Below are 25848 nucleotides of genomic sequence, written 5' to 3'. Positions count from 1 at the left end.
CAATGATGAAGATCGAGTATCTCCGGACCGGCCCGTACGTCGGGCGCGGTCGGGAGTACAGGCCGGCTGTGGACCTCGCCACGGTCGGTCGGGGTGACCTGCGGTGGTACTACTTCCTGTCGGACATCTCGTTCACCGTCGGGGCGGTCGATCTGACCCCGCCGTGGTCCTGGACGCCGGTGTTCGACTTCCTGTGGTCCATGAAGGGCGTGATCGGATTCCTGGAGAGGGGCGAGCGCTCGACGGTCGGTTTCACTGAGAACGCCGAACTGATCGAGTTCGTCCCGGAGGACGGAATGGTCCGGGTGTCGTGCACGTACGCGCCGACGGAGGCGGTCTGCTCGCTCGGTGAGCTGAAGGAGGCCTGGCTGGCCTTCAGACAGGCCGTCCTGACGGAACTCGGCGGGGAGTACCCGCAGCTCGTGGGCAACCCTGTGCTCACGGAACTCCGGCTCTGACGGCCGGGTGGGTCGCCGCTTCCCCGGCGGCCTACCCGGACCCGCCTGACGGCGAAGGCCGCACCCTCATCGAGGGTGCGGCCTTCGCCGTTGCCGCGCGCGGGGGTCAGGGGACGATGCGCCCCGTCACCTCGCCGAAGCCGATGACCGTCCCGTCCGGGCCCGGTGCGGTGGCGGTGATGGTGACTTCGTCGCCGTCCTCCAGGAACGTGCGGGTGGTGCCGTCGGGCAGCTTGACGGGGTTCTCGCCGTTCCAGGTGAGCTCGATCAGCGCACCCCGGCTCTCCGTCTCCGGCCCGCTGACCGTGCCGGAGGCGTACAGGTCGCCCGGGCGCAGGCTCGCGCCGTTGGCCGTCATCTGGGCGAGCTGCTGCGCCGCCGTCCAGTACATCGCGGCGAACGGCGGCCGCGAGATCGGGTGGCCGTTCAGCCGGACCTCCATCGCGAGGTCCAGCCCCCACGCCTCGCCCTCGCGGTCGTCGAGGTAGGGCAGCGGCTCGACGTCCCGGGCCGGCGGGGTGACCCTGGCGGCCTCCAGGGCGTCCAGCGGGACGACCCAGGGGGAGACCGAGGTGGCGAAGGACTTGCCGAGGAACGGGCCCAGCGGCACGTACTCCCACGCCTGGATGTCCCGCGCCGACCAGTCGTTGAGCAGCAGGACGCCGAAGACGTGCTCGCGGAAGTCGGCCAGCGGCACGGGCGTGCCGAGCTGAGAGCCGGCGCCGACCACGAAGCCGACCTCGGCCTCGATGTCCAGGCGGCGGGTCGGACCGAAGGACGGCAGCGGCTCGGTGGGCGCCTTGCGCTGCCCGTGCGGGCGGACGACCGGTGTGCCGGAGACCACCACCGTGCCCGCGCGACCGTGGTAACCGATCGGCAGGTGCTTCCAGTTGGGCGTCAGCGGCTCGGAGCCGGGCCGGAAGATCTTGCCGAGGTTGGTCGCGTGGTGCTCGGAGGCGTAGAAGTCGACGTAGTCGGCGACCTCGAACGGCAGGTGCAGCTCCACCGCGCCGCGCTCGAGCAGGCACGGGCTGACGGCCGAGCGGTGACTCTCGTCGCTCAGCCAGCTGGTGAGCGCGGCCCGGGTGGCGGTCCAGACCGGGCGGCCCGCCGCCAGCAACGGGTTGAGCGAGTCCGCGTCGAGCAGTACCGAGGGCTCCCCGACCGCGCGGGCGGCGGCCCCGGCGTCGAGCACGAAGTCACCGACGGCCACGCCGATCCGGCGCCGCCTGGGCTGGTCCGGCGCGGTGAAGACGCCGTACGGCAGGTTGTGCAGGCCGAACGGCGAGTCCTGCGCGGAGGCGAGCCAGCTGCTGGGGGTGCTCAAAGGTTCTCCAGGGGCGGAAGCAGGCCGAGTTCGGCCAGATCGGCGAGGGGCTCGATGACGCTGCAGGTGCCGAAGGCGGTGAAGGACGTGCGAGCGGAGGTGATCTGACTGTCCGTCAGATCACGGACGGCGGAGGCGAGTACGGCTCCCGAACGCTCCGCGAGCACCTCCTCGGCCCGGTCCGGCGTTGCGGCGGCCAGCAGGACGTTCAGGAAGCCGTGGTGCTCGAACCCGGTCACCGGATCCGTGTGCCGGACGGCGTTGTGCAGTCCGGCCGTGCACTTGTACGGCAGCCCGCGCTCGGCGCAGCCCACCAGGAAGGCGGCCAGCTCCGGTACGGCGGGGAAGGCGTCGGCGGTGAGGCCGCCGGTGCGGTACTTGGCCCGGTACGGCGTGCCGGCGAGCGCGTCCAGGGCGTCCAACACGCCAGGGCCACGCGGGAGTTCGACCGTGCCCCAGGCGCCCTCGGGCAGGTGCTCGGCCAGCGCCAGGGCGGCCGCGCGGACGTCGGTGGCGGCGAGTTCGACCCCCGTCACCGCCAGCCCGGCGGCCGCCGTCAGCGCCGGGACGAGCTGGTCGCTGCCCCCCGGCAGCACCAGCCCGACCCGGAAGCCCGGCTCGGCCAGCCGCGCCAACTCGCCCAGCCGGCCCGCCCCGCAGAGGAACGGGCCGACCGCGTCCGCGTACCCGGCCGCGCGGTGCGCCAGGTGCGCGGGCACCGCCTCGGCCAGCGGCAGGTCCCCCGGGGGGAACACGGCCGCGTCGTCGAACAGCCCCCGGAACAGGGCGGGTACGGTCACTGCCCGGGCCCCCGTCCGCCGGACCAGGTCCAGGCGTAGCCGGGGTCCTCGCTGGCCCCGGCGCCCTCGCCGAGCTCCAGCGGGCGGAAGGTGTCCACCATGACGGCGAGTTCGTCGAAGAACTCCGCGCCGATGCTGCGCTCGTACGCACCCGGCTGCGGCCCGTGGGTGTGGCCGCCGGGGTGCAGCGAGATCGAGCCCTGGGCGATGCCCGAGCCCTTGCGGGCCTCGTAGTTGCCGCCGCAGTAGAACATCACCTCGTCGCTGTCCACGTTGGAGTGGTAGTACGGGACGGGGATCGACAGCGGGTGGTAGTCCACCTTGCGCGGCACGAAGTTGCAGATCACGAAGTTGTTGCCCTCGAAGACCTGGTGCACCGGCGGCGGCTGGTGGAGCCGTCCGGTGATCGGCTCGAAGTCACTGATGTTGAGCACGTACGGGTACAGGCAGCCGTCCCAGCCGACCACGTCGAACGGGTGGTGCGGCACGGTGTAGCGGGTGCCGACCACGCCGCCCGACCCCCGGTGCTTGACCAGCACGTCGACGTCCGCCTGCTCGACCAGCAGCGGCCCGACCGGCCCGCGCAGGTCGCGCTCGCAGTACGGCGCGTGCTCCAGCAGCTGCCCGAAGCGCGAGAGGTAGCGCTTGGGCGGCGTGATGTGGCTGTTCGCCTCGATGCAGTACGCGCGCAGCGGCTCGTCGCCGCCCGGCACCCAACGGTGCGTGGTGGCACGGGGGATGACGACGTAGTCACCCTGCCCGACCTCCAGCGTGCCGAAGACCGTCTCCAGGACCCCGGAGCCCGACTCCACGTACACGCACTCGTCGCCGAGCCCGTTGCGGTACAGCTCGCTCGGCGCACCGGCGGCGACGTACGAGATGCGGACGTCCGCGTTGCCGAGCAGCAGGCGGCGGCCCGTGACGGCGTCGGTGCCCTTCCACTCCTCGCCCTGGAACAGCTCGTGCAGCTTCAGGTGCCGGGGGAGCAGCGGCAGGTTCGGGGTGGTCGCCTGCTCGGGCAGCTCCCACACCCGGGCGTCCACCAGCGCGGACGGGATGCCCCGGTGGTAGAGCAGCGAGGAGTCCGAGGTGAACCCCTCCTCGCCCATCAACTCCTCGTAGTACAGCCCGCCTTCGGGTGTGCGGTGCTGTGTGTGCCGCTTGGGCGGGATGTCGCCCAGCTGCCGGTAGTGCGCCATGACCTGGATTCTCCCTCGGGGCTCAGAGGTTTCCGCGCTTGTCCTGCTCACGCTCGATCGACTCGAAGAGCGCCTTGAAGTTGCCCTTGCCGAAGCCGAGTGAACCATGCCGCTCGATGAACTCGAAGAACACCGTCGGCCGGTCGCCCTGCGGCTTGGTGAAGATCTGCAGCAGGTAGCCGTCCTCGTCCCGGTCGACCAGGACGCCGCGCTTCTTGAGCTCCTCGACCTCGACCCGGACCTTGCCGATCCGGGCGCGCAGCTCCGGGTCGTCGTAGTACGAGTCGGGGGTGGAGAGGAATTCCACGCCGTTGGCGCGCAGGATGTCCACGGTGGTCAGGATGTCGTTGGTGGCGAGCGCCAGGTGCTGGCAGCCGGGGCCGCCGTAGAACTCCAGGTACTCGTCGATCTGCGACTTCTTCTTGGCGATGGCCGGCTCGTTGAGCGGGAACTTCACCCGGTGGTTGCCGCTGGCGACCACCTTGCTCATCAGCGCGGAGTAGTCGGTCGCGATGTCGTCACCGACGAACTCGGCCAGGTTCTCGAAGCCCATGACGCGGTTGTAGAAGCCGACCCACTCGTCCATCTTGCCGAGCTCGACGTTGCCGACCGCGTGGTCCAGCGCCTGGAACAGCCGCTTCGGGTGGCCCTCGGGGCGCTGCACCTTGGTCTCGGCGGCGACGTAGCCCGGCAGGTAGGGGCCGTGGTAGCGGGAGCGGTCGACCAGCGTGTGGCGGGTCTCGCCGTAGGTCGCGATTGCGGCGCGGCGGATGGTGCCGTGCTCGTCCGAGACGTCGTTCGGCTCCTCCAGCACCGTGGCGCCGGTGGCGCGGGCGTGCTCGATGCACTTGTCCACGTCCGGCACCTCGAGGGCCAGGTCGACCACGCCGTCGCCGTGCCGGCGGTGGTGGTCCAGCAGCTCGCTGTCCGGGGCGACGCCGCCCTTGATCACGAAGCGGCAGGAGCCGGAGCGCAGCACGAACGCCTTGCGGTCGCGGCGGCCGGTCTCCGGGCCCGAGTAGGCGACCAGCTCCATGCCGAAGACCGACTGGTAGTGGTGGGCCGTCTGGGTGGCGTTGCCGACGACGAAGACGATCGCGTCCTGGGCGATCACCGGGAAGGGGTCAGCGGCCGCGTCGTGCTCGACCAGGCCCACCAGGCGGCGCAGCTGGTCGGCGTCGAGACCGGCCTCCAGCTCCTCGGGGGTGAGTTCAATGGCGTTCGCGGTCATCGGTGGTTCCTCCACGTTGAGGCGTCCGCGCTGCACAGGAGTGGGTGAACGCGGTTGATGGGGAGCTTGCTCCTGTCGGGCTGGTTGGGCAACAGGTCGGGCTCTGACTGATCAATGTGTACAAGGTGAGCAGGCAGGTGCCGATCCAGCTGCTCAGATTGTCCAGTGATCGTCCTCGGCCTGCGCGAAACGGCTGAACCACCGGGTGAACCAGTCGGCGGCCAGTTCGGCGACGGCCTCCAGGGCGCGGGGCTCCTCGAAGAGGTGGGTGGCGCCGGGTACGACCGCCAGGCTGCTCTCGCAGTGCAGCAGGGCCCTGGCCTGCCGGTTCAGCTCCAGGACGGCCCGGTCGGCCCCGCCGACGATGAGCAGCGTCGGCGCGCGGACCTCGGCCAGCCGGGCGCCCGCCAGATCGGGACGCCCGCCCCTGGACACGATCGCGGCCACCCGGGAGCCCGGTTCGGCCGCCGCCACGAGCGCGGCGGCGGCGCCGGTGCTCGCGCCGAAGTAGCCGAACGGGAGCCCGTCCGCGCCCGGCTCGTCGGCCAGGCGGCGGGTCGCGGCACTCAGCCGGTCGCCGAGCAGCTCGGGGTCGAAGACCTTGTGCCGGTCCGGCTCCTCGTCCACCGTCAGCAGGTCGAACAGCAGCGTCCCGAGCCCCGCGCGGTTGAGCGACCCGGCGACCAGGCGGTTGCGCGGGCTGAACCGGCTGCTGCCGCTGCCGTGCGCGAACAGGACCACCCCGGAAGGATTCTGAGGGAGCGTCAGCTCGCCGCTGAGGTGCGCGCCGGGTGCCCGGATCTCCAGCTCCCGCACCCGGGGCGGCTCGGAGCCCGCCTGCTCCAGACAGGCGAGCACCTCGGCATCGTCGGTCTGCCCGAAGTCCGTGTAGAACTCGCCGATGGCCCAGAACCGCGACGGGGTGTACGGGCAGACCAGCTCGTCGGCGGCGCCCGCCATCGTGGTCTCCCAGTCCGAGGGCGCGACCGGCACCGCGAGCACCACCCGCGCGGCACCCCGGGCCCGGACGATCTGGCAGGCCGCGCGGGCGGACGAACCGGTGGCGATGCCGTCGTCCACCACCACGACCGTCCGGCCGCGCAGGTCGACGGCGTCTCGCCCGCGCCGGTACCGCTTGGCCCGCCGCTCCAGCTCCGCCCGCTCGTCCTGCTCCACCCGGGCGAGCTGCTCCGACGTCACCCCGGCCCCCCGGATCACCCGCTCGTTCAGCACCCGCGCGCCGCCCTCGCCGATCGCCCCCATCCCCAGCTCCGGCTGGACCGGTACCCCCAGCTTGCGGATCACACAGATGTCCAACGGCGCCCCGAGCACCCCCGCCACCTCCGCCGCCACCGGCACACCCCCACGCGGCAGCCCCACCACCACCGGATCTGCCCCGCGCAGGTGGGTGAGCTCGGCCGCCAGCCGGCGGCCCGCATCCGTTCGGTCGCTGTAGTACATGGCACGGTCTCCGGGAGCTGGGCTTCCCCGTTCCACCGTACGTCCCCGGCCCGGGACGGGAGCCTCGGGGCGGGAGCTGGGACGCACCAGGGACCGGGAGCGGACCTGGCGCCCGTGTGTTCGGGACGTCGGGATCGTGAGTGTTGGCAGGGCACAGCAGTACCAGCCCGAAGGAGCCCGACGTGCCTGCCAATCGAGTTGCCAACCCCCGTGCCGCGCACGGGGCCGACCACGGCCTGTTCACCCTGGGGGAGCCGGTCACCGCGTGGACGGTCAGCACCGCGCTTCCCGTCACGTACGAGGTCAGCTTCACCCCCCAGGTCCTCTCCCCGGCCAACCCCGCGCTCGCGCGGGCGGGCGGCCACCCCGGCCGGCGGCTGGTGGTGGTGGACGCCACCGTGCACGAGCTGTACGGGGACCGGATCCGGGCGTACTTCGAGGGCCGGGGGCTGGACCACCGGATCTGCGTGCTGCCGGCGCACGAGCAGGTCAAGACCATGGACTCGGTGTTCCGGGTCGCCGAGCAGATGGACCGGTTCGGGATCTCGCGGCGCGGTGAGCCGGTGATCGCGATGGGCGGCGGGGTGCTGATGGACGTGGTCGGGCTGGCCTGCAGCCTGTACCGGCGGTCCACCCCGTTCGTCCGGGTCCCCACCACGCTGATCGGGCTGGTGGACGCGGGTGTCGGGGCGAAGACCGGCGTGAACTTCGGCCCGCACAAGAACCGGCTGGGCACCTACCATCCGGCCACCGCGACCCTGCTCGACCCGTCCTTCCTGGCCACCCTGGACCCGAGACACCTCAGTAACGGGATGGCCGAGATCCTCAAGATCGCCCTGATCAAGGACCGGCGGCTCTTCGAGCTGCTGGAGCGCAGTGGAGCGGCGCTGATCGCCCAGCGCTTCCAGGGGCCGACCCCGGGTGGCGAGGTGCTCGTCCGGGCCGTCCACGGGATGCTCCAGGAGCTGCAACCCAACCTCTGGGAACACCGGTTGGAGCGCTCGATGGACTACGGCCACTCGTTCAGCCCGACCGTGGAGATGCGGGCGCTGCCCGAGCTGCTGCACGGTGAGGCGGTCTGCGTCGACATGGCGCTGACCACGGTGCTCGCCCAGCGGAGGGGACTGGTCGAACCCGGCCAGCGGGACAGGATCCTCGCGCTGATGCGCCGCCTGCGACTCCCGCTCTGGCACCCGCTGATGGAGCCGGAGACGCTGAGCGACGCGCTCACCGACACCATCCGGCACCGGGACGGCAGGCAGCGGCTCCCGCTGCCGGTCGGGATCGGCGACGGCTGCTTCGCCGACGACCTGACGGCGGACGAACTCGCCCGTTCCGCCGACGAGTTGCGGGAGCTGGCATGCGTCACGCAGTGATCGTCGCCGACAACCGCCGGCCCGCCGACGTGCACGGAGTGCACGGCACCCGCGGCCTGACCCAGTGGGCCTGCCTGGCCCGCCGGGCCGGGCTCGGGGGCGGCTGGGAGGCGGTCGAATGGGCCTGCGTCCCGGTCGGCGGTGTCAGCGGTGAGCACCTGCACACCCGTACCGAGGAGGTGTACGTCCTCCTCGCCGGCCAGGGCGAGGTCACCCTCGACGGCCGCCCGTCCGCTGTCCGGGCCGGTGACGCGATCCTCACCGGCCTCGGGACCACCCACGGCCTCCGCAACACCGGTACCGAACCGTTGGAATGGCTGGTGATCGAGATGCCCGCCCGTACGGCCCAACCGAATCCGATCGTCCGCCACGCCGTGATCACCAACCTGCGCCGGGTCGGCCCGGTCGACCCCGGCGCGGTCTTCACCGGCCCGCTGCGCACCCTCCAGGTCACCCGCCTCGCCGCCCGGGAACGGGCCGTGCTGCGGACGGCCGGGATCGAGCACGCCGTCTTCGTCACCAGCGGCTCCGGCCGCGCCGCCACCGGCGACGTCCGGGTGCCGCTGATGCCGGGCCGGGCGCTGACCCTGCCGCTGGGCACGGGGGCGGCGCTGACCGCAGGGCTCGACGGGCTGGAGTACGTGCACGCCGTACTCGCCGTCCCAGCGCAGGAGTTGGCGCAGGAGCCGGTGCAGGAGCCGACGCAGGAGTTCGTACCGGAGTCGGTACCTGAGGAGCTGACATGATCGTCGCCGACATCGCGCACGCCGCCGTGCACCTCGGCCCGGGCACCCAGCGGATCCGTACCCGCTGCCTGGCCCGCCGGGGGATGCTGCACAGCGAGTGCGAGGCCATCGAGCACGTCCGGCTCAGCCCAGGCGCCTGCTACGAGTTGAGCGGCCGGACCGGCACCGAGGCCGCCTGGTACGTGCTGCGCGGCCCGGTCGCCCTGCTGGACTGCCCCGAGCAGCCGCAGCGCACCCTCGACGACGGCGACCTGCTGCTCGCCCCCGATGGCCAGGACGTGCACCTGCACGGCGGCCCGCTCGGCGCCGAACTGCTCTGCCTGACCGTCGTTCCGGCGAGTGTCAGCAGCCGGCTCCCCGCTCGCAGGCCGGACCTGCTGTCCCACAACTGACCCACCCGCGACCCGGCACCGCGCTCCCCTCGGGGGCGCGGTGCCCCACTGCGGGACGGGGCCGGAATGGGCGCCCGGCCTCAGGTGTCCGGGGCCCCGGGCCGCCGATGGTGGGTAGGTCAGTACCCGGAAGAGGAGGCCCGCGATGGCCCGCTTCACCAACCCGGCAGGCGTCTTCACCGACCCGGCGGACGTTCTCGCCGACCAGGTGGACGTCTCCACCAGCCCGGTGGACGCCGACAGCCCGGTGGACGTCGACCGCGAGCTGCAGACCGGAAGCGCGCACTACCGCGTGAAGGTGCGCAGCGGCGACCGGTCCTGGGACGAACTGGCCCGGGATCTGGGCGCGTTGGACGCCGACCGGTACGTCGTCATCACCGAAGGGGACACCCCGGCGGGTCTGCTCACCCGGATCGAGGCCCAGGTCCTGCGGATCCCCGGCACCTGCACCATGCAGACCGTCGAGCGCCTGGCCGAGCAGATCCTGCTGGCTGGGGTGACCCGCCGGACCGTCGTCATCGGCGTCGGCGGCGACCGGACCGGCGGCGTCGCGGGGCTGCTGGCCGGCCTGCTCTTCCAGGGGCTGCGTCTGGTCCACGTGCCGACCACGCTGTCGGCGATGTGCGGCTCGGCGCTCTCCCTGCGGCATACCCTCCCCTCGGCGGTCCTCGGCACCCACCACGCGCCTGAACTGGTCTGGTGCCAGCTGGATTTGTTGCGGGAGCGTCCCGCCGACGAGCTGCGCGCCGACCTCGGCCAGGTGATCAGGAGCGTCCTGGCGGTCTGCCCGGCCTGGTACGACCAGCTCGCCGCCGTCCTGAACCCCGACGCCCACTACAGCCCGCGCGAGCTGGCCTCGTTCATCACCCTCTGCGCCGACGCGCGGGCCGCCGTCACCGCCTACGACCCCCTGGAGCGCGGCCCGGGCCGCGCGCTGGCGTACGGGAGCACCATCGGCCGGGCGGTCCAGCTGCTCACCGGCGGCACCCTGAGCCAGGGCCACGTCGACGGGCTCGGGATGCTCGTGGCCGCCCGTATCGCCGCTCACCTGGGGTTGCTGGACGCGGAGGGCGAGCGCGCCCACCGGGAGCTGCTGCAACGCAACGGCTCACCCGTCGCGTTGCCTGCCGGGGTGGACCCCGAGGCACTCGTGTCGGCCGTCCGCCTCGCCGCCGCACGCGGCGGGGAGGCGGGGTTGGTCCTGCTCGCCGGGCTCGGCCGGCCGTACGTCGCGGACGGGAGCCTGCTGACCCAGGTCGGGGAGGACACCCTGCGGGCCGGGGCGGAGGCGCTGCGGCCCGGGGGTGTCCCGGCCAGCCGGGGCGCGTCGGTCCCGGCGCCCGTACCGGCACAGGTCCTGGCACAGGCGGACCGCTGACCGGGCGCCGGACGGGAGCGGAACGGGACACCGTTCCCGTGCACCCGGGACCTCGGGCAGGCCAACGTCGTACTCAGCAACGAAAGCAACGAATGAACTCAGTAAGGAAGACCCGAGCAGTCAACCGGACCGGACCAGGAGCGTCAGCCATGACCAGCACCGCGATCACCGCCCTCCACCGGGGCCGCGCCGTCGACCCGGGTCAGGTGCTCACCGGCCCGCTGTGCGGCGTCGGCCTCTGCTGGCTCGAACCCGGCGACAGCATCGAGCTGGCCGCCGACGGCGTCGAGCACACCGTCTACGTAACGGCCGGAGCCGGCCTCGCCGGGACGGACGACATCGACGTCCCGCTGGCCGAGGGAACCGCCGTCACCCTGCCACTCGGCGGCCGGGCCACTCTCTTCGCCGGGGAGGCGGGGCTGGAGTACTTCCACGCCGTCCTCGCCGTCCCGGCCGTACCGCAAGAAGGCGCATCATGATCGTCACCACCGTCGGCGCGTCCGCCATGGTCGTCGTCGGTCAGGGCAGTGAGCGCACCCGAGTGCTCTGCCTGTCCCGCCGAGACCTGATGCGCAGCGACTGCGAGGCGTTCGAGCACGTCCGCCTCAGCCCCGGCGCCCACCACTCGCGCTCCGGCCGCCCGGACACCGAAGCCGCCTGGTACGTCCTGCGCGGACCTGTGGTCGCCGACCAGTGGCCCGACCGGGCCCAGCACCTGGCCGACAACGGTGACCTGCTGCTCGTCCCGCGCGGCCAGGACCTCGATCTGCAGGCCGGCCCGCTCGGCGCGGAGCTGCTCTGCCTCACCCTGCACGCCGAGGCCGCCGTCGCCACCCCGAAGCGGCCCCGCACCCGAAGGACCACCCGCCCATGACCATCTCCACCATGACGGCCCTGCGGATCGAGGCGCCCCACCGGGCCGCCCTCGCCCGGGTGCCCGTGCCCGAACCCGGTCCCGACGGAGTCCTGGTGCGCACCGCACTGGTCGGACTCTGCGGCACCGACCTGGAGATGCTGCACGGCACCGCCTCCTACCTGCTCGACGGGCGCACCTGCTACCCGGTGGTGATCGGCCACGAGTGGACCGGCACCGTCGTCCGGGGGAACGCCGAATTCGCCCCGGGTGAAAGGGTGGTGGGCCACACCATGCTGCACTGCGGCCTCTGTCGGATGTGCCTGCGCGGGCGCCGCGCGCTCTGCGAACGCCTCCGCGAGGTCGGCCTGTACGGCCACCAGGGCGCCGCCGCCGAGTACGTGGCGATGCCCGGAGGTTCGCTCACCAGGGTGCCCGACGCGGTGCCGGACCGGGCGGCCGCGCTGGTCGAACCCGCCGTCACCGTGGTCGGCGGCCTGGAACAGGCCCGCTGCCGGCTGGCGGACCGGGTGGCCGTGATCGGCACCGGCACCATCGGCCTGCTGGCCGTCCAACTCGCCGCCCGGCTCGCCGGATCGGTGGACGCGGTCGGCATCGACCCGGCCGGGCTCGAACTCGCCCTGCGCTGCGGTGCCCACCGCGCCCTCACTCCCGAACAGGCCGAGGACGGCGGGTACTCACTCGTGGTCGAGGCCTCCGGCGCGGCCCCCGCCTTCCGGCGCGGGCTGGACCTGCTGGAGCCGGGCGGCAGACTCGCCGTGATCGGCGTCGCGGGCGCACCGGCGGAGGGCTTCGTGCCGGGTGAACTGGCGCTGCGCGGGCTGGAGGTGATCGGCGTGCGGCACGGCCTGGACCACTACGACCGTACGCTGCGCCTCTTCCAGGACGGCGTACTCGATGCCGAGCCGCTGATCGCCACCGTGCTCCAACCATCCGACGGCCCGGGCGCGTTCGAGCTGCTGCAGAGCGGCCGGACCGGGCCGCCCAAGATTCTGATCGACTTCGGAGGCTCGTCATGATCCTCGTACCAGCGGCCATTCCCGAGCGGGCCCCGGCCTTCCGGCGCCTGGTCGACCCGCAGATCTTCCCGCAGGCCCGGGGCGGCCTGACCGTCGAGGCGATTGCTGCCGGGGCCCGCGCCGAGGAGGCGACGGGGTCCGAGGCGGTGACGGTACTGCTTGCGGGGCGGGCGAGTTGGGCCGGCGGGACGATTGGGCCGGGGGCCGGGCTCTACCATCCGTCCGGCAGCCGGTACGGCCTCAGCGCCGGTGCCACCCCGGCGGTGGTCCTGACCGTGCACGCCCTGCCCGGCCCGGCGGCGGGCGGCGACTCCGTCCCGCTGGCCCGGCAGCGCGAGGGCGGTGTGCTCACCCGGGCGGGCGGCTTCGCCGGGATGGGCGTGCACTGGCTGGCCACCGCAGCGACCGTCGGCTCGCGCCAACTCGCCCTCGCCACCTCGACGTTCACTCCGAGTGGCAGTCACGACCTGCACTGCCACCCGGACGCGGACGAGTTCTTCCTCGTGCTGGCCGGTGGTGGTGACCACCTCACGGAAGGCGGCCGGGTGCGGCTCGCCCAGGGCGATCTGGCCTACGTGCCGGCGGGGGAGTGGCACGGCTTCCGGACCAGGCGTGACGTCACCACCGTCGCCCTGTACGGGTACCTCGGCGCGGCCGGTCTGGAACAGGCCGGCTACCGGATCAAGGAGGCGGCCTGATGACCGCAGTCGTCACCGGCGCCAGCTCGGGCATCGGCCGGGCCACCGCCGTCGCGCTCGCCCGCGCCGGGCACGCCGTCGCCGTCGGCTACCGCACCGACCGGGCGGGCGCGGAGCGGACGGCCCGACTCGCCGGGCAGGGGTTGGTCTTCCCGCTCGACCTGGCCGACCCCGAGGCCGCCGCCCTGGCGGTCGACCGGGCCGCCGAGCAGCTCGGCGGACTCGACGTCCTGGTCAACTGCGCCGGGGTCAACCGGCGTTCACCTGCGCTGGAGGAGACACTGCTCGACTGGCAGCGCATCCTCACCATCGACCTGACCGGCCCGTTCGCCTGCGCGCAGGCCGCCGCCCGTCGGATGGTCGCGCAGGGGCGGGGCGGCCGGATCGTCAACGTCACGTCCGTGCACGAGTTCCTCCCGATCCTGGGCGGCGCCTCGTACTGCGCCGCCAAGGGCGGACTCGGCGAGTTGACCAAGGTGCTGGCGCTGGAACTGGCGCCGTACGGGATCACCGTCAACGCCGTCAGCCCCGGCGAGACGGCCACCCCGATGAACGGCGTACCGGACGACCAGGACGCCGCCGGCCTCGCCCGCCCGGCGATCCCCGTCGGCCGCCCCGGCCGGGCGGTCGAGGTCGCCGCCGCCATCGCCCACCTCGCCGCCCCCGAGGCGGCCTACACCACCGGGATCACCCTGACCGTCGACGGCGGGCTCAGCCTGATGAGCGCCATCGCCAACCAGCGGTACGCCGCCGAGCAGTACGCCTACGAGAACGGAGCTGTCTCATGACCGGTACTCCTGCCGGCATCCCCGGCATCCCCGGTATCCCTGGTGCCCTCGCCGTCCATCACGTGGCCTACACCGTGCCCGATCTGGACCAGGCGGTCGACTTCTTCACCGACGTCCTCGGCGCCCGACTCCTCTACCGGACAGGCCCGGTGGCGGACCGGGAGGGCGACTGGATGACCCGCCAACTCGGCGTCCACCGCGACGCCTCCACCCACATCGCCATGCTGCGCCTGGGCCCGGTGACCAACCTGGAGCTGTTCCAGTACGCCGCCCCCGACCAGCGCCGCGTGCTGCCCCGCAACAGCGACTGGGGCGGCCACCACCTCGCCATCGCGGTCGCGGACGTCGACGCGGCCGTGGCCTACCTGCGGGCGCAGCCCGGCGTCGAGGTGCTGGGCGAGCCGCAGACCATCACCGACCGCGGCCCGATCGACGGCGACCGCTGGGTGTACTTCCGCACCCCGTGGGGCCTGCAACTGGAGGTGCTGAACATGCCCCCGGGCATGCCGTACGAGCGCGGGACCGACGCCCGGCTCTACTCGCCCACCACGCCCTGGAGTTGACGATGCCTGCCACAGCCGCCGTGCCCACCGGAGCCCTGACGCACGGCGCGACCGCCGCCGTGGTCCGCGAGCAGGACGCGCCGTTCGTCCTGGAGCCCGTCCGGCTGGACGATCCGCGTCCGGACGAGGTGCTGGTCCGGATCCGGGCGGCCGGGATCTGCCACACCGACCTGAGCGTCCGGGCGGGGCGCACCCCCGGCCCGTTGCCGGCCGTCCTCGGCCACGAGGCGGCCGGCACGGTCGAGGCCGTCGGCAGCGCGGTCACCAGGGTCCGCCCGGGGCAGACGGTGATACTTACCTTCGACTCCTGCGGCAGCTGCCCGCCCTGCCGGGCCGGGCAGCCCGTCCAGTGCGAACACTGGCCCGAACTCAACCTGTTCGGCGGCAGCCGGCTGGACGGCAGCGCCACCCTGCGGGCCGCCGACGGCACGCCGCTGCACGGGCACTTCTTCGGACAGTCCTCCTTCGCCACGCTCGCGCTCGCCAGCGAGCGCAACGCGATACCCGTACCGGAGGAGGTGGCGGAGGAGGTGCTGCCCGAGGTGCTCGCGGTGCTCGGCTGCGGGGTGCAGACCGGGACGGGCGCGGTGCTCAACGTGCTGCGCCCAGAACCCGGCCACACTCTCGCGGTGTTCGGCGCCGGTGCGGTCGGGCTGGCCGCCGTCCTGGCGGCCCGGCTCACCGCCGCCACCGGGATCGTCGTGGTGGACGTCCAGCCCGCCCGCCTCGCGCTCGCGCTGGAACTCGGTGCGACGGCGGTGGTGGATGCCCGCACCGAGGACCCGATCACCGCGATCGCCGCCCTGACCGGGGGGCGTGGCGCCGAACGGTCGCTGGAGGCCAGCGGCAACCTCCGCGCCCTGCGGCAGGCGGTGGACGCGCTGGCGGTCGGCGGGATGTGCGGGGTGGCCGGCGCCCCGCCCGTCGGCAGCGAGGTGGCGTTCGACGTGCCGGCGCTGCTGGGCCGGGCGCCCCGGATCGTCGGGGTGAACCAGGGCGCGGCCGTACCGGAGCGGTTCCTGCCCGCGCTGGTCCGGCTCTACCGGTCGGGACGGCTGCCGGTCGACCGGCTGGTGCGGACCTTCCCGTTCACCGAGGTGGAGCGGGCGGCTGCGGCGGCCCGGTCGGGGGAGGTGGTCAAGCCGGTGCTGGTGATGCCCTGACGGCTGGTTCCCAACAACCGATAACCGATAACCGATGACAGATTTTGAAATCTGTCATCTGTCATCGGTTATCGCCCCTCAGGAGCCAGGGGCCGCGATTCGGCCCCCTACCGCCGCGAGAAGTCCTCCAGCGAGATGGTGAACTGCTGCCGATCCCCCCGGTACCGCACGCAGTACTGGCGCGGGTACCACCCCGGCTGCTGCCACGCCTGCGGCTGCTTGATGTCGGCGCACTTGCCGGACGCCGTCCCCGCCTCCGTCCGCTGCAGATCGGCGACGGTGATCATCGGCTCCAGGAAGGTGATGCGGGCGTCGTAGGCGCCGTAGATGAAGGTCCGGTCGAACGGTACGCCGTGCCACTCCCCGGCGGTCAGGTCCGGCAGGTGGTTGCCCATCCCGACCTCGGCGAGGCCCTTGTCGCCGTGGTCGGCCGGCAGGTACTCAGGCGGCACCGGCTTGGTCGCGGTGGCGAAGTCCTCGCAGTTGATCACGATGCCGCACGGGCCGGGCCGGATGGCATCCCGCTCCGCTTTCGGCTGCAGGTAGAAGTGCACGTCCAGGTGGGGCTTGTCGTACACCCCCACCGGCCCGTGCCCCATCGGCTGCCAGTTGAGCAGCGACCACTCCAGCGGCATCCCGGGCAGGGCCAGCAGGGCGGGCGGCAGGTCGAGGATGTGCTCGTGCCCGCCCGCGCACTCGGTCGCCTCCTCGATCACCCCGTCGCCGTTCACGTCGAAGCAGCGCTTGCGGTCCGTCATCTCGGTGGGCAGGTTGTCGAGCGCGCTACGGGTGAGCACCACGCCCACCGCGACCGGCCGCTTGCCGTCCAGCTCGGCGTACGTCCGCACCGTCCCCGAGCCCAGCGGCTCGGCCGTGCCGTACGAGGTGCGGGGTCGTGGCCCGCCCGTCCTGCAGGAGGAGTCGTCCGCGAGGGCGGCCCCGGGGCCCGGCAGTATGGCGGCGGTGAGGCCCGCGAGCGCCAGCACCACCAGGCTGCGCAGCGGAGCAGGACAGTGTCGGCTCGCGTGCGCCATGCCGGAGGCCTCTCGCTTCGTCCCGTTTAGCCCCCATTCATCAGCATGTCACACTAAGTCATAAATCGATCACTAGTAGTGTCGGCCAGGTGGATGACCTGCAGAGGGACGCTTCGCCGGTGCGTGTACTGATCGTCGACGACCACCCGCTCTTCCGGGAGGGCCTCAAGGCCGCCCTGCAGAGCGCCGAGGGCGTCGAGGTGGTGGGTGAGGCCGAGACGGTGGCCGCCGTGGCCGATGCCGTCGCGCAGTGCCTCCCGGACGTGATCGTGATGGATCTGTCGCTGCCCGACGGTTCCGGCCTGGACGCCACCCGCCGCCTGGCCGGGCAGACCCCGACCGCCCCCGTCCTGATGCTCACCATGGCGGACGACGACGGCAGCCTGCTCGCTGCCCTCCAGGCGGGCGCCCGGGGTTACCTGGTCAAGGGCGCCGGCCGGGACGAGGTGCTGCACGCCGTCCGTACGGTCGCGGCGGGCGGCGCGGTGTTCGGCGCTGAGATCGCGACCCGGATCACCGCCCTGCTGGCGGGCACCCGGCTGCGCGAGGCCGGGCAGCTCTTCCCCTCCCTCACCGCGCGGGAGGCCGAGGTCCTCGGGCTGGTCGCCCGGGGGCTGGACAACCACCGGATCGCCCGCGAGCTGGTGGTCGCCGAGAAGACCGTCCGCAACCACGTCACCCACATCTTCGAGAAGCTCCACGTCGCCACCCGCGCCGAGGCGGTGGCCCGCGCCAGGGACATGGGCCTGGGCGACGACTGACCCACCGCCCGACGACCGGCCCACCTCTCAGGGACCCGGACGGGACCGGCGGCCCGTGCATCTGGGACACCGGGCGGCCGACCATGGTGCGCAGGGGCCGAGGAGGGCTGCATGAGCGATAACGAGAGCATCCGTGACGGTGCCCCACCCGCCGGGCTCGCCCTGGCCCTGGCGGCCTGCGGGGCGACCCTGCTCTGCGCGCTGGGCTGGTCCGGGCTGGCGCTGACCCATCTGGGTGACAAGAACCTCAGCTCGTCCTACTTCTACGACGGTGTCAACGTCGCGCTCTACCTGACGTTCTCGCTCTCCGGCCTGTTCATCCTGGTGAACCGCCGCGCGACCGGACTCGGAGCGCTGCTGCTGGCCACCGGTCTGCTGGAGACGCTGCGGATGTTCGTGGTGCTCGGGGCCGGGCTGGCCGGGGCCGGGCCGGTGGCGGCGGACTTCGTGGTCGTGCTGCCGATCGCCTCCCTCGCCGCCTACTACTTCCTGATCTTCGCCTTCCCGCTCTGGCTCCCGGACGGGCGGCTCCCCACCGGCCGATGGCGGGTCGTCACAGTCCTGCTGGGCCTGTGGAGTCTGGTGCTCGCCTTCTACTGGGAGGCCCGCGCCAGGAACTGGGACGGCGTCGCCAACCCGCTCAGGCACGGGGTCTGGCGAGACTTCGGCCGGGACCTCGGCAGCGTCCTGGATCCGGCCGCCTGGAACGCCTTCACGGCGACCGTGGGCTTCACCCTGGTGGTGGCCGCCGTCCGCTGGTGGCGCTCGCCCGGGCGGACTCCTCGGCTGGTCGAAGTCGTGGTGCCCTACCTGGTCTGGATGTTGCTGATCATCGTCCCGGAGTACGCCGACCTCACCTGGTCCGGGCTGGGGTACGCGCAGATCCTGATCGGCCAGGGCGCCTGGCTGCTGGGCCTGGCCGTCGCGTTCCGGCGGGACAGGTCGCTCTCCCTCGACCGCTCCACCCGCTTCTACCTCTCCGCCTACACCTTCTGCACGTTCGTGTTCATCGCCGTGCTCGGTGCCGTCTACCTGACGCACAGCCTGCTGGGTGTCCACGCTCGTACGGGCGGCGGGGAGTGGTGGATGCTGTTCGTGGTCGCCGTGCTGGGCGCGTTGCTGCGCCCGGCCACGCGCGGCGTCCTGCACGCCGTCGACCGGGCCTACTACGGCGAGCGCGCCCAGCCGTACCGGGTGGTCCGCGAACTCGCCGAGCGGATGAGCCACGCGGTCAGCCCGGCCGGGGTGCCGCCCCTGCTCTGCGCGACGGCGGTGCAGGCTCTCGGGCTCCCCGGCGCCGTGGTCCGGGTGCACACCCGCAGCGGGCCGCGCGAGCTGGCGGCCCTGGGCGAGCACGAGCTGCCCGGCGAGACCTTCCCGCTGACGTACGAGGGCGCGGTGATCGGAGACCTCGCCGTACCGCCGCGCTCCGGGCAGCGGACGCTCGACCGGCAGGACCGCGAGGTGCTCAGGATGCTCGCCGGCCAGGCCTCTCCCGCCATCGCCTCGCTGCGGCTGTACGAGGAGCTGCAGGCGAGCCGGAAGCAGATCGTGCTGGCCCGCGAGGAGGAACGCCGGCGCCTGCGGCACGACCTGCACGACGGGCTCGGTCCGGCGCTGTCCGGGCTGCGCCTCCAGGTGGACGCGGCGCGCAGCGGTATCGCGGAGGACTGCGAGGCGGCCCGCTCGCTCGCCACCGCTTCGCGCGGCATCGGCCAGGCGATCACCGAGCTGCGCCGGATCACCGACGGCCTGGCCCCGGCGGCCCTGGGGAGCGACGGGCTGGCCGTCGCGTTGCGCCGGCTCGCGGACGGCTTCGGTGGCCGGGCGCTGCAGGTCACCCTCGATCTCGACCCCGATCCGCTGCCCAGGCTCCCGGCGGCCGTCGAGGTCGCCGTCTACCGGATCAGCGGTGAGGCGCTCAACAACGTGGTCCGCCACTCCGGTGCCACCAGCGTCCGGCTCGCCCTGCGCGTCGGGTCGGACGAGATCACCGTCGAAGCCCATGACGACGGCGCCGGCTTCCCCGCACACGCCAACGGCGCCGGGGTCGGGCTGCGCTCGATGGCCGAGCGCGCGGAGGAGCTGGGCGGCCGCTTCTCCGCCGCCAACGACGCCCGTGGCGCGGTGGTCCGGGCCGTCTTCCCCAGAGCCGGCGCCGCCGAACAGGCCGGCTGAGACCAGTCCGTCCCAGGTCGTGCGTCCCGAGCCCGTGGTCCCACACTGAATGGGGACCACGGGCTCATGCATCCGGGACGCCACCGGGCGGACAGTCTTAACCGGAGACCCGATCGGGTCCGGTCGCCCGCATCAGACGACGGGACGGCACTGAGCCAAGGAGTACACAAGATGACATGCATACCCGGAAGCACGGCGGCCAAAGTGCTCGCCGCAGCGGCCGTGGCCGGAGTCACCCTGGCACTTCCGAAGGCAATTCGGTCGGTGACGTCGGCTGACACCGGCGGCGACTGTGGAGGTCCCGGCCAGAGCGCCTGCCCCCCTGGGGTGCGGACCAGGCTCCTGACCCGACTGGCCGGACTCGGTTACGCGGGCCCGGCCCGGCAGGACGGCGGCTCCGACTGCGGAGGCCCCGGTCAGCCCCGGTGCTAGTGATCATCCCGACCCAGCTGGATCCGGCCCCACCGCACAAGCGGTGGGGCCGGATCCAGCTGAGGCTCAGGAGGTGTGGTCGGGAGCGCCGCCCATGTCCATGGACATCCCGGGGTCGAGGTCCATGACCGCGCCCGGCGTCACGGTGAACGGGCGCATCATGCCGTCGTCCTCGTGGTCCAGCAGGTGGCAGTGGTACATGAACTTGCCCGTCGCTCCGGTGAACTGACCGGCGATCCGGACGAGTTGGCCCGGCGCGATCTTGACGACGTCCTTCCAGCCCTGGTCGGACGGTTCGATCGGCGACGCGGCGTCCCAGGTGACCGGCGATACCAGCGCGGGCGGACGTCGAAGTGCGGCCAGATCCCGCCGTTGACGAGGGTGTAGCGGCCTGAGAACGGCAGCGGGCCGACGGTCTTGTACAGCAGCTGCCCGGTCAGCGAACCGTCCGGCGCGGTGACCAGGTTACGGTCGCAGAGCACCAGCGGGACCTCGAACTCGCCGTCCGGCAGCCCGAGTCCGTCCTCCTCGTCGTCCCGGACCAGGTAGAGTCCGGCCAAGCCGGCGTTGACGTTGAGCCGGGTGATGCCCATCGCGTGGTCGTGGTACCAGAGAGCCGTCGCCTGCTGGTCGTTCGGGTACTCGGAGAGCTGGGACCCGCCCGGCAGCATGGCGTTGTCCGTCCAGCCGTCGTGCCCCCCGCCGGTCACCGCGCCGTGCAGGTGGACGACCGCCCAGGGCGGGACCGCCGCCGCCGGCTGGTTCAGCAGGGCGGGGTCGATGCCCGGCACGTTCTCGGCGGGCGGCATGGTGATGGCCGGGAGGTTGCCGACCTGCGCCGGGTAGGGGGTGGAGATCCGGTTCTCCCAGGCGACCCGGAGCCGTTGCCCGCGCCGCACCTCGATCACCGGACCGGGGAAGCCGCCCTCGTACGTCCACATCGGGGTGGGGGGCAGCTCGGAGTGCAGCTGGACATCGGCGGAGGTGAGCTGGACGGTGAGTTCGGGGCCGGGGCTGATGGTCGGCGGGATGCGGAGCGGGTCCGCGAACTTGGTGAGGTCGGTGGGTTGGGCGGTCTGGACAGCAGGCAAGGACTGCACGGACTGAGTCATAAGGGGCTCCCAGGGGTCGCTACTGGCTCCCCCAGGGTCATCGGCCGGTTGTCCCGAGTGCATGAGGCAGTGGTCCCGGCCGGGCCCGGGACACGGGTACGTCGAAGGGGGTGCCACGCCGCCGCGTGGCACCCCCTTCGACGGGCTTGTTACGGCTGCATCTCGTACGCGCCCGAGAGGGCCTCGACCTGTGCCCAGACCCGGGCCGCGCGCTCGGTGTCCGAGACCGGGCGGCGGACGTGCGCCAGCGCCCAGGCGGCCTGCTCGTCGGTGGTCGAGCTCTTGCCGTGCAGCTCGGTGGCGTGGGCGGAGAAGTCGCGCACCAGGACGTCGAAGACGCTGTCCAGCAGGTCGGCGTCCACGCCGGTCAACTCGGCCTGCTCCAGCACCAGCTGGCCGTAGACCACGAGGGCGAAGAGCTGGCCGATCTCCAGCAGGAAGTCCAGGTCCTGCTGCTGCTCGGCGCTCGGCGCGTGGGCGAGCAGCAGCGCGCAGAGGCCGTCGGCCTGCTCGCGGAACCGGGCCACGTTCGGCAGGTGGGCGTGCGTGTCGTACGCGGTCCGCCAGTCGTGGAAGCGGATCGCGCCGAGGCCGCGCGCCGGGCCCTGCTGGAACAGGAAGGCGTCGTCGGCCGGGTCCAGGCGGCTCGGCACGGCCGGGTACTCGGCCGGGTTGAACAGGTAGTTCGCCATGAACTTGAGGATCAGCGCGAGGTTGACGTGCACCGTGCCCTCGAGCTTCGGCAGGCCGCGGATGTCGCGGGCGGCCTTGTCGAAGTAGGTGTCCGCCTCGAAGCCCTTGGCCGCGATGACGTCCCACATCAGGTCGATGACCTTCTCGCCCTCGGTGGTGACCTTCATCTTGGTCATCGGGTTGAAGAGCAGGTAACGACGGTCGTCCGGCGAGGCGGAGCGGAAGTAGTCGACGGCCCGGTCGCTGAACAGCTTCATCGCGTTCAGGCGGGTGTACGCGTCGGTCAACTCGCGGCGCACGTGCGGGAAGTCGGTGACCTTCTTGCCGTACAGCACCCGGTTGTGGGCGTGCGTGACGGCCTCGTACATCGCGTGCTCGCAGATGCCGACGGAGGCCGTGCAGAGGTTGAACTTGCCGACGTTGACGGTGTTCAGCGCGGCGTCGAAGGCGGGCTTGCCGGTGTGCAGCACGTCCTCGGCCCGGACGGGGTACTCGTCGAGGCGGAACTCGCTGACGTACATCTGCGAGTTCACCACGTTCTTCACCAGGTGGTACGCCTCGTGCCGGCTGTCGGCGGCGAAGAAGACGTAGCCCTCCGGGCCGTCGACGTCCGAGCGGCGGCCGAAGACCGAGACCAGGCCGGCGACGTTGCCGTTGCCGATGTAGTACTTGGAGCCGGACGCGGTGAAGCCGCCCTCGCCGTCCGGGGTGAGGATCATGTCGGTCGAGTAGATGTCCGCGCCGTGGGAGCGCTCGGAGAGACCGAAGGCCATCACGTGACCCTCCGTCAGAAGCTTGGCGGCGCGGGCCCGGACGGCCTCGTTCTCGCTCTGCCAGACCGGGCCGAGGCCCAGGATGGTGACCTGCCAGGTGTACCAGTAGCCCAGACCGTAGAAGCCGAGGATCTCGTTCAGCTCGGCGATCCGCGCGGTGTCCCAGCGCTTGGCTGTGACTCGCCCGCTCGCCTCCGGGCGCTCTGACCCGGCGCCGACACTCCTCGCTCCGGCACTCGCTTCGCCTCGGGGCGCGGTGTCGGCGGCCGAGGCCGGGGTCAGGAACTCCGCGAACAGGCCCTCCTTGGCGGCGAATTCGAGGAAGTCGCCGTACCAGGCGCGGTCGACGTAGGTGTCGATCAGGGCCTTCTTGCCGCGTGACTCGAACCAGTCGACGGTGGCGCGCAGCAGGCGGCGGGTCGGCTCGTCGAACTGCACGGGGTCGTAGGTGCGCGGGTTGAAGAGCATGATAACTCCCAGGTAGTGAGGGTCAGTTGGCGAGTCGGTGAAGGGTGGCGAGCACGTCGTCCAGCCAGGCGAGGGTCATCCGCTCGTACTCGATCCCGCCGCGCAGCACCACGTGCTGCAACTCCTGGCGGGTATCGAGTGCCGTCAGGTCGGGGAAGTCGCGCTGCTCGCCGGTGAGATAGCGGGCCAGCAGTGCCGAGTGGCTCTCCCGGTGCCGTTCGACCTCGGAGATCAGCGAGGTCAGGGCGGCGGAGTCGTCGAAGGCGGCGGCGCGGATCTTGACGGCGAGTTCGTGCCGGACGGTCTCCGGTTCGACCGGCTCGCGGAGCCAGGCGGCCAGGGCCGCGCGGCCCGGCGCGGCCGGCGCGTAGACCTTCTTGTCGGGGCGGCCGTCCTGGGCGACCTCCTCGGCGACGATCCAGCCGTCCGTCTCCATCCGGCGCAGCACCCGGTAGATCTGCTGGTGGGTGGCGGTCCAGAAGCGGCCGATGGACCGGTCGAAGCGGCGCGCCAGCTCGTACCCGGAGCCGGGCTGTTCCAGCAGGGAGACGAGGATCGCGTGCTCAAGGGCCATGCCAGCATCCTGCTATGCAACGAGTTGCATAGGCAATGCGACCCGCGTGGGTTGAGACGCGGATCACGCGAGAAGGGCGTTGCCGTCGGCGCCGTGGCTGGCGCCGCACAGGGCGAACAAGTAGGCGGGTAGTTGCAGTGGGTAAATCGGGACGAACCGTTATTTATGGCACAGAATGGGTAGTGGCTATGCGGCTGTCATGTCCCTAATTGAGGAGGTGGTCCAGGTGTCGACCCAGCTTCCGATGAGCATGGAGACCCATCCGGACATCCTGGAATTGCGTGACCGTGCCGAACGGGTGGTGGCAACCCCCCGGGCGCAAGCCGTCGAGGCTCTGGCGATCCTTGCCGGTCTGTTCCTGGCAGCTTCTCCATGGGTTGTCGGCTACAACACGGCGTTCTCCACCCTGGCCATCACCAACCTGATCGTCGGACTGGCCTACACAGTGCTGATGGCGGGCTTCGGCTCCGCCTACGAGCGCACGCACGCGCGGGCCTGGGCCGCGTCCCTGCTGGGTATCTGGACCGTGGTCGCGCCCTGGGCGATCAACGGTGGCGCGCATGTGCGCCGTACGATCCTCACCAACACGATCACCGGCGGCGTGATGCTCTGCCTGGGTATGGCAGCAGTCGCCATGACCGTCACGCTGGGCAGCGGCATGCTGCGGCGGCGTGGCTCCGCCCCGAGCGGCGGATGACAACTGCGTAGGCACTCGATAAACCACAGCTCAATCAGCCACGGAAAGGGGCGCGGGGAACTGCGCAAGTTCGGAAGGCGACGGTCCGCAGCCTCCCGACCGGCCCAGTTCCCCGCGCCACCTGGCTGTGGCTGGTGCCTCAGCCGGTGCCTCAGGGGTGCGTCATCCGCAGGACGTCCAGCGCCGCGTCGAGCTGCGCCTCCGTCAGCTTGCCCTGCTCCAGGTAACCGCGCTCCAGCACCACCTGCCGGATGGTCTTGCGCTCGGCCAGCGCCTGCTTCGCGGTCTTCGCGGCCTCCTCGTACCCGATGTACTTGTTCAGCGGCGTCACCACCGAGGGGGACGACTCGGCGTACTCGCGGGCCCGTTCGACGTTGGCCGTGATGCCGTCGACCGTGCGGTCGGCCAGCAGCCGGGCGCTGTTCGCCAGCAGGCGCACGGACTCCAGTACGTTGCGGGCGATCACCGGCAGCATCACGTTGAGCTCGAAGTTGCCGCTCGCGCCCGCGACCGCGACGGTCGTGTCGTTGCCGATCACCTGCGCCGCGACCATCAGGACGACCTCGGGCAGCACCGGGTTGACCTTGCCGGGCATGATCGACGAGCCCGGCTGGAGATCCGGCAGGTTGATCTCACCGAGCCCGGTGCGCGGCCCCGAGCCCATCCAGCGCAGATCGTTGGCGATCTTCGTGAAGCCGACGGCGACCGTACGCAGCTGGCCGCTCAGCTCCACCAGGGCGTCCCGCGCGCCCTGTGCCTCGAAGTGGTTCCGCGCCTCGGTGAGCGGCAGCCCGGTCGAGCGCGCGACCTCGGCGATCACGGCGGCCGCGAACCCCGGCGGGGTGTTGATGCCGGTGCCCACGGCGGTGCCGCCGAGCGGCAGCTCGGCGACCCGGGGGAGCACCGCGCGCAGCCGCTCGATGCCGTAGCGGACCTGCGCCGCGTACCCGCCGAACTCCTGGCCCAGCGTGACGGGGGTGGCGTCCATCAGGTGGGTCCGCCCCGACTTCACCACCTCGGCGAACTCGGAGGCCTTGCCCTCCAGCGCCACCGCGAGCTGGTCCAGCGCCGGGACCAGGTCGTTCGTGACCGCCGCCGTCGCCGCGATGTGGATCGAGGACGGGAAGACGTCGTTGGACGACTGGCTGGCGTTGACCTGGTCGTTCGGGTGCACCGGACGGCCCAGCCGCTCGCCCGCCAGCGTGGCGATCACCTCGTTGGCGTTCATGTTCGAGGACGTCCCCGACCCGGTCTGGAACACGTCCACCGGGAACTCGTCGTCCCAGCGGCCCGCCGCGACCTCCTCGGCCGCCGCCCGGACGGCCGCCGCCGTCTCCCCGTCCAGCACCCCGAGCTCGGCGTTCACCTTGGCGGCCGCCGCCTTGATCCGGGCCAGCGCCGCGATGTGCGCCCGCTCCAGCCGCTGGCCCGACACCGGGAAGTTCTCCACCGCCCGCTGTGTCTGCGCCTGCCACTTGGCCGCCGCCGGCACCCGCACCTCACCCATCGAGTCGTGCTCGACGCGGTGGCTCTGATCGCTTGACCTGCTCTGATCGTTCGTCCTGGCCTGCTCGTCACCCATGGCGAGATACACCTCCTGGTGAGCAGAGCCGCGCCCGAGCCCCAGGTATTTCCGCCGCTCCCCTTCTTCCC

The 25848-nt window shown here is 72.3% G+C and carries 25 protein-coding genes; 15 read left to right on the top strand and 10 right to left on the bottom strand.

Annotated features, from left to right (window positions below):
- Positions 1-2: 2 nt before the first annotated feature.
- The gene (locus tag P3T29_RS04920) at positions 3-458 is read left to right on the top strand and encodes a hypothetical protein (protein ID WP_280715019.1); all 456 of its coding nucleotides are present in this window, start codon (positions 3-5) and stop codon (positions 456-458) included.
- A gap of 106 nt (positions 459-564) precedes the next feature.
- Here P3T29_RS04920 and fahA read toward each other — a convergent pair whose 3' ends face one another.
- The 5 genes from fahA to P3T29_RS04895 all read right to left on the bottom strand — a co-directional run bounded on the left by fahA (position 565) and on the right by P3T29_RS04895 (position 6476).
- Complete coding sequence (gene fahA, locus P3T29_RS04915; protein WP_280715018.1) at positions 565-1785, bottom strand: fumarylacetoacetase; 1221 nt, start codon at positions 1783-1785, stop codon at positions 565-567.
- Positions 1782-2585 carry a hypothetical protein gene (locus tag P3T29_RS04910; RefSeq protein ID WP_280715017.1) on the bottom strand — a complete coding sequence of 268 codons (804 nt, stop codon included), beginning with the start codon at positions 2583-2585 and terminating at the stop codon, positions 1782-1784. The genes fahA and P3T29_RS04910 overlap by 4 nt, the downstream gene beginning before the upstream one ends.
- On the bottom strand, positions 2582-3784 hold the full coding sequence (locus tag P3T29_RS04905) for a cupin domain-containing protein (protein ID WP_280715016.1): 1203 nt from the start codon (positions 3782-3784) through the stop codon (positions 2582-2584). The genes P3T29_RS04910 and P3T29_RS04905 overlap by 4 nt, the downstream gene beginning before the upstream one ends.
- 22 nt (positions 3785-3806) lie before the next feature.
- On the bottom strand, positions 3807-5015 hold the full coding sequence (gene hppD / locus P3T29_RS04900; RefSeq protein ID WP_280715015.1) for a 4-hydroxyphenylpyruvate dioxygenase: 1209 nt from the start codon (positions 5013-5015) through the stop codon (positions 3807-3809).
- Between the two features lie 153 nt (positions 5016-5168).
- A complete protein-coding gene (locus P3T29_RS04895) occupies positions 5169-6476 on the bottom strand; it encodes a phosphoribosyltransferase family protein (RefSeq protein WP_280715014.1) in 1308 nt (435 codons plus the stop codon).
- A gap of 182 nt (positions 6477-6658) precedes the next feature.
- Between P3T29_RS04895 and P3T29_RS04890 the strand changes: the two genes are divergently transcribed.
- The 11 genes from P3T29_RS04890 (at position 6659) to P3T29_RS04840 (ending at position 15473) form a co-directional block, all read left to right on the top strand.
- Positions 6659-7852, top strand: a complete 1194-nt coding sequence (locus P3T29_RS04890; RefSeq protein ID WP_280715013.1) for a sedoheptulose 7-phosphate cyclase — start codon at positions 6659-6661, stop codon at positions 7850-7852.
- Complete coding sequence (locus P3T29_RS04885) at positions 7837-8598, top strand: cupin domain-containing protein (RefSeq protein ID WP_280715012.1); 762 nt, start codon at positions 7837-7839, stop codon at positions 8596-8598. Before P3T29_RS04890 ends, P3T29_RS04885 begins: the two co-directional genes overlap by 16 nt.
- A complete protein-coding gene (locus P3T29_RS04880; protein ID WP_280715011.1) occupies positions 8595-8990 on the top strand; it encodes a hypothetical protein in 396 nt (131 codons plus the stop codon). Before P3T29_RS04885 ends, P3T29_RS04880 begins: the two co-directional genes overlap by 4 nt.
- A gap of 145 nt (positions 8991-9135) precedes the next feature.
- Positions 9136-10368 carry a hypothetical protein gene (locus P3T29_RS04875; RefSeq protein ID WP_280715010.1) on the top strand — a complete coding sequence of 411 codons (1233 nt, stop codon included), beginning with the start codon at positions 9136-9138 and terminating at the stop codon, positions 10366-10368.
- 149 nt (positions 10369-10517) lie between these two features.
- A complete protein-coding gene (locus P3T29_RS04870) occupies positions 10518-10847 on the top strand; it encodes a hypothetical protein (RefSeq protein WP_280715009.1) in 330 nt (109 codons plus the stop codon).
- On the top strand, positions 10844-11242 hold the full coding sequence (locus tag P3T29_RS04865; RefSeq protein WP_280715008.1) for a hypothetical protein: 399 nt from the start codon (positions 10844-10846) through the stop codon (positions 11240-11242). Before P3T29_RS04870 ends, P3T29_RS04865 begins: the two co-directional genes overlap by 4 nt.
- Complete coding sequence (locus P3T29_RS04860) at positions 11239-12261, top strand: alcohol dehydrogenase catalytic domain-containing protein (RefSeq protein WP_280715007.1); 1023 nt, start codon at positions 11239-11241, stop codon at positions 12259-12261. Before P3T29_RS04865 ends, P3T29_RS04860 begins: the two co-directional genes overlap by 4 nt.
- Positions 12258-12959, top strand: coding sequence for a cupin domain-containing protein (locus tag P3T29_RS04855; protein WP_280715006.1), 702 nt, complete (start codon positions 12258-12260; stop codon positions 12957-12959). Before P3T29_RS04860 ends, P3T29_RS04855 begins: the two co-directional genes overlap by 4 nt.
- The gene (locus P3T29_RS04850) at positions 12959-13747 is read left to right on the top strand and encodes an SDR family oxidoreductase (RefSeq protein ID WP_280715005.1); all 789 of its coding nucleotides are present in this window, start codon (positions 12959-12961) and stop codon (positions 13745-13747) included. Before P3T29_RS04855 ends, P3T29_RS04850 begins: the two co-directional genes overlap by 1 nt.
- Positions 13744-14310: a VOC family protein gene (locus tag P3T29_RS04845; protein ID WP_280715004.1), complete on the top strand. Its 567-nt coding sequence runs from the start codon at positions 13744-13746 to the stop codon at positions 14308-14310. Before P3T29_RS04850 ends, P3T29_RS04845 begins: the two co-directional genes overlap by 4 nt.
- A gap of 2 nt (positions 14311-14312) precedes the next feature.
- Positions 14313-15473 carry an NAD(P)-dependent alcohol dehydrogenase gene (locus P3T29_RS04840; protein ID WP_280715003.1) on the top strand — a complete coding sequence of 387 codons (1161 nt, stop codon included), beginning with the start codon at positions 14313-14315 and terminating at the stop codon, positions 15471-15473.
- 107 nt (positions 15474-15580) lie between these two features.
- On the opposite strand, the gene P3T29_RS04835 is transcribed toward P3T29_RS04840, so the two are convergent.
- Positions 15581-16507 carry a hypothetical protein gene (locus tag P3T29_RS04835; RefSeq protein WP_280715002.1) on the bottom strand — a complete coding sequence of 309 codons (927 nt, stop codon included), beginning with the start codon at positions 16505-16507 and terminating at the stop codon, positions 15581-15583.
- 119 nt (positions 16508-16626) lie between these two features.
- Between P3T29_RS04835 and P3T29_RS04830 the strand changes: the two genes are divergently transcribed.
- Both P3T29_RS04830 and P3T29_RS04825 read left to right on the top strand, forming a co-directional pair.
- Positions 16627-17268, top strand: coding sequence for a response regulator transcription factor (locus P3T29_RS04830; RefSeq protein WP_280715001.1), 642 nt, complete (start codon positions 16627-16629; stop codon positions 17266-17268).
- Positions 17269-17379: 111 nt separating this feature from the next.
- On the top strand, positions 17380-19446 hold the full coding sequence (locus P3T29_RS04825) for a GAF domain-containing protein (protein ID WP_280715000.1): 2067 nt from the start codon (positions 17380-17382) through the stop codon (positions 19444-19446).
- Between the two features lie 590 nt (positions 19447-20036).
- Here P3T29_RS04825 and P3T29_RS04820 read toward each other — a convergent pair.
- The 3 genes from P3T29_RS04820 to P3T29_RS04810 form a co-directional block, all read right to left on the bottom strand.
- Entirely contained in the window at positions 20037-20990 is a 954-nt protein-coding gene (locus P3T29_RS04820; RefSeq protein ID WP_280714999.1) for a multicopper oxidase domain-containing protein, read from the bottom strand.
- 149 nt (positions 20991-21139) lie between these two features.
- Complete coding sequence (locus P3T29_RS04815; RefSeq protein ID WP_280714998.1) at positions 21140-22924, bottom strand: acyl-CoA dehydrogenase; 1785 nt, start codon at positions 22922-22924, stop codon at positions 21140-21142.
- A 22-nt stretch (positions 22925-22946) separates the two neighbouring features.
- Positions 22947-23498: a PadR family transcriptional regulator gene (locus P3T29_RS04810; protein WP_280714997.1), complete on the bottom strand. Its 552-nt coding sequence runs from the start codon at positions 23496-23498 to the stop codon at positions 22947-22949.
- Between the two features lie 226 nt (positions 23499-23724).
- Here P3T29_RS04810 and P3T29_RS04805 point away from each other — a divergent pair, with 226 nt between their 5' ends.
- The gene (locus P3T29_RS04805; protein ID WP_280714996.1) at positions 23725-24195 is read left to right on the top strand and encodes an SPW repeat protein; all 471 of its coding nucleotides are present in this window, start codon (positions 23725-23727) and stop codon (positions 24193-24195) included.
- A 151-nt stretch (positions 24196-24346) separates the two neighbouring features.
- Here the strand turns inward: P3T29_RS04805 and P3T29_RS04800 are convergent, their stop codons facing one another.
- A complete protein-coding gene (locus tag P3T29_RS04800; protein WP_280714995.1) occupies positions 24347-25777 on the bottom strand; it encodes a class II fumarate hydratase in 1431 nt (476 codons plus the stop codon).
- Between the last annotated feature and the right edge of the window lie 71 nt (positions 25778-25848).

This window comes from Kitasatospora sp. MAP5-34, assembly GCF_029894335.1.
Taxonomy (GTDB): Bacteria; Actinomycetota; Actinomycetes; order Streptomycetales; family Streptomycetaceae; genus Kitasatospora.
The sequence above is the reverse complement of the archived record's forward strand: the minus strand, read 5'-3'. Positions and strand labels throughout refer to the sequence as shown.

Bases quoted from the DNA above. Each gene is read 5' to 3' on its own strand.
- P3T29_RS04845 (WP_280715004.1), top strand. From the start codon at position 13,744: ATGACCGGTACTCCTGCCGGCATCCCCGGCATCCCCGGTATCCCTGGT.
- P3T29_RS04870 (WP_280715009.1), top strand. From the start codon at position 10,518: ATGACCAGCACCGCGATCACCGCCCTCCACCGGGGCCGCGCCGTCGAC.
- P3T29_RS04920 (WP_280715019.1), top strand. From the start codon at position 3: ATGATGAAGATCGAGTATCTCCGGACCGGCCCGTACGTCGGGCGCGGT.
- P3T29_RS04865 (WP_280715008.1), top strand. From the start codon at position 10,844: ATGATCGTCACCACCGTCGGCGCGTCCGCCATGGTCGTCGTCGGTCAG.
- P3T29_RS04875 (WP_280715010.1), top strand. From the start codon at position 9,136: ATGGCCCGCTTCACCAACCCGGCAGGCGTCTTCACCGACCCGGCGGAC.
- P3T29_RS04835 (WP_280715002.1), bottom strand. From the start codon at position 16,507: ATGGCGCACGCGAGCCGACACTGTCCTGCTCCGCTGCGCAGCCTGGTG.
- P3T29_RS04855 (WP_280715006.1), top strand. From the start codon at position 12,258: ATGATCCTCGTACCAGCGGCCATTCCCGAGCGGGCCCCGGCCTTCCGG.
- P3T29_RS04905 (WP_280715016.1), bottom strand. From the start codon at position 3,784: ATGGCGCACTACCGGCAGCTGGGCGACATCCCGCCCAAGCGGCACACA.
- P3T29_RS04840 (WP_280715003.1), top strand. From the start codon at position 14,313: ATGCCTGCCACAGCCGCCGTGCCCACCGGAGCCCTGACGCACGGCGCG.
- P3T29_RS04825 (WP_280715000.1), top strand. From the start codon at position 17,380: ATGAGCGATAACGAGAGCATCCGTGACGGTGCCCCACCCGCCGGGCTC.
- P3T29_RS04885 (WP_280715012.1), top strand. From the start codon at position 7,837: ATGCGTCACGCAGTGATCGTCGCCGACAACCGCCGGCCCGCCGACGTG.
- hppD (WP_280715015.1), bottom strand. From the start codon at position 5,015: ATGACCGCGAACGCCATTGAACTCACCCCCGAGGAGCTGGAGGCCGGT.
- P3T29_RS04850 (WP_280715005.1), top strand. From the start codon at position 12,959: ATGACCGCAGTCGTCACCGGCGCCAGCTCGGGCATCGGCCGGGCCACC.
- P3T29_RS04860 (WP_280715007.1), top strand. From the start codon at position 11,239: ATGACCATCTCCACCATGACGGCCCTGCGGATCGAGGCGCCCCACCGG.
- P3T29_RS04800 (WP_280714995.1), bottom strand. From the start codon at position 25,777: ATGGGTGACGAGCAGGCCAGGACGAACGATCAGAGCAGGTCAAGCGAT.
- P3T29_RS04815 (WP_280714998.1), bottom strand. From the start codon at position 22,924: ATGCTCTTCAACCCGCGCACCTACGACCCCGTGCAGTTCGACGAGCCG.
- P3T29_RS04820 (WP_280714999.1), bottom strand. From the start codon at position 20,990: ATGACTCAGTCCGTGCAGTCCTTGCCTGCTGTCCAGACCGCCCAACCC.
- P3T29_RS04810 (WP_280714997.1), bottom strand. From the start codon at position 23,498: ATGGCCCTTGAGCACGCGATCCTCGTCTCCCTGCTGGAACAGCCCGGC.
- P3T29_RS04895 (WP_280715014.1), bottom strand. From the start codon at position 6,476: ATGTACTACAGCGACCGAACGGATGCGGGCCGCCGGCTGGCGGCCGAG.
- P3T29_RS04880 (WP_280715011.1), top strand. From the start codon at position 8,595: ATGATCGTCGCCGACATCGCGCACGCCGCCGTGCACCTCGGCCCGGGC.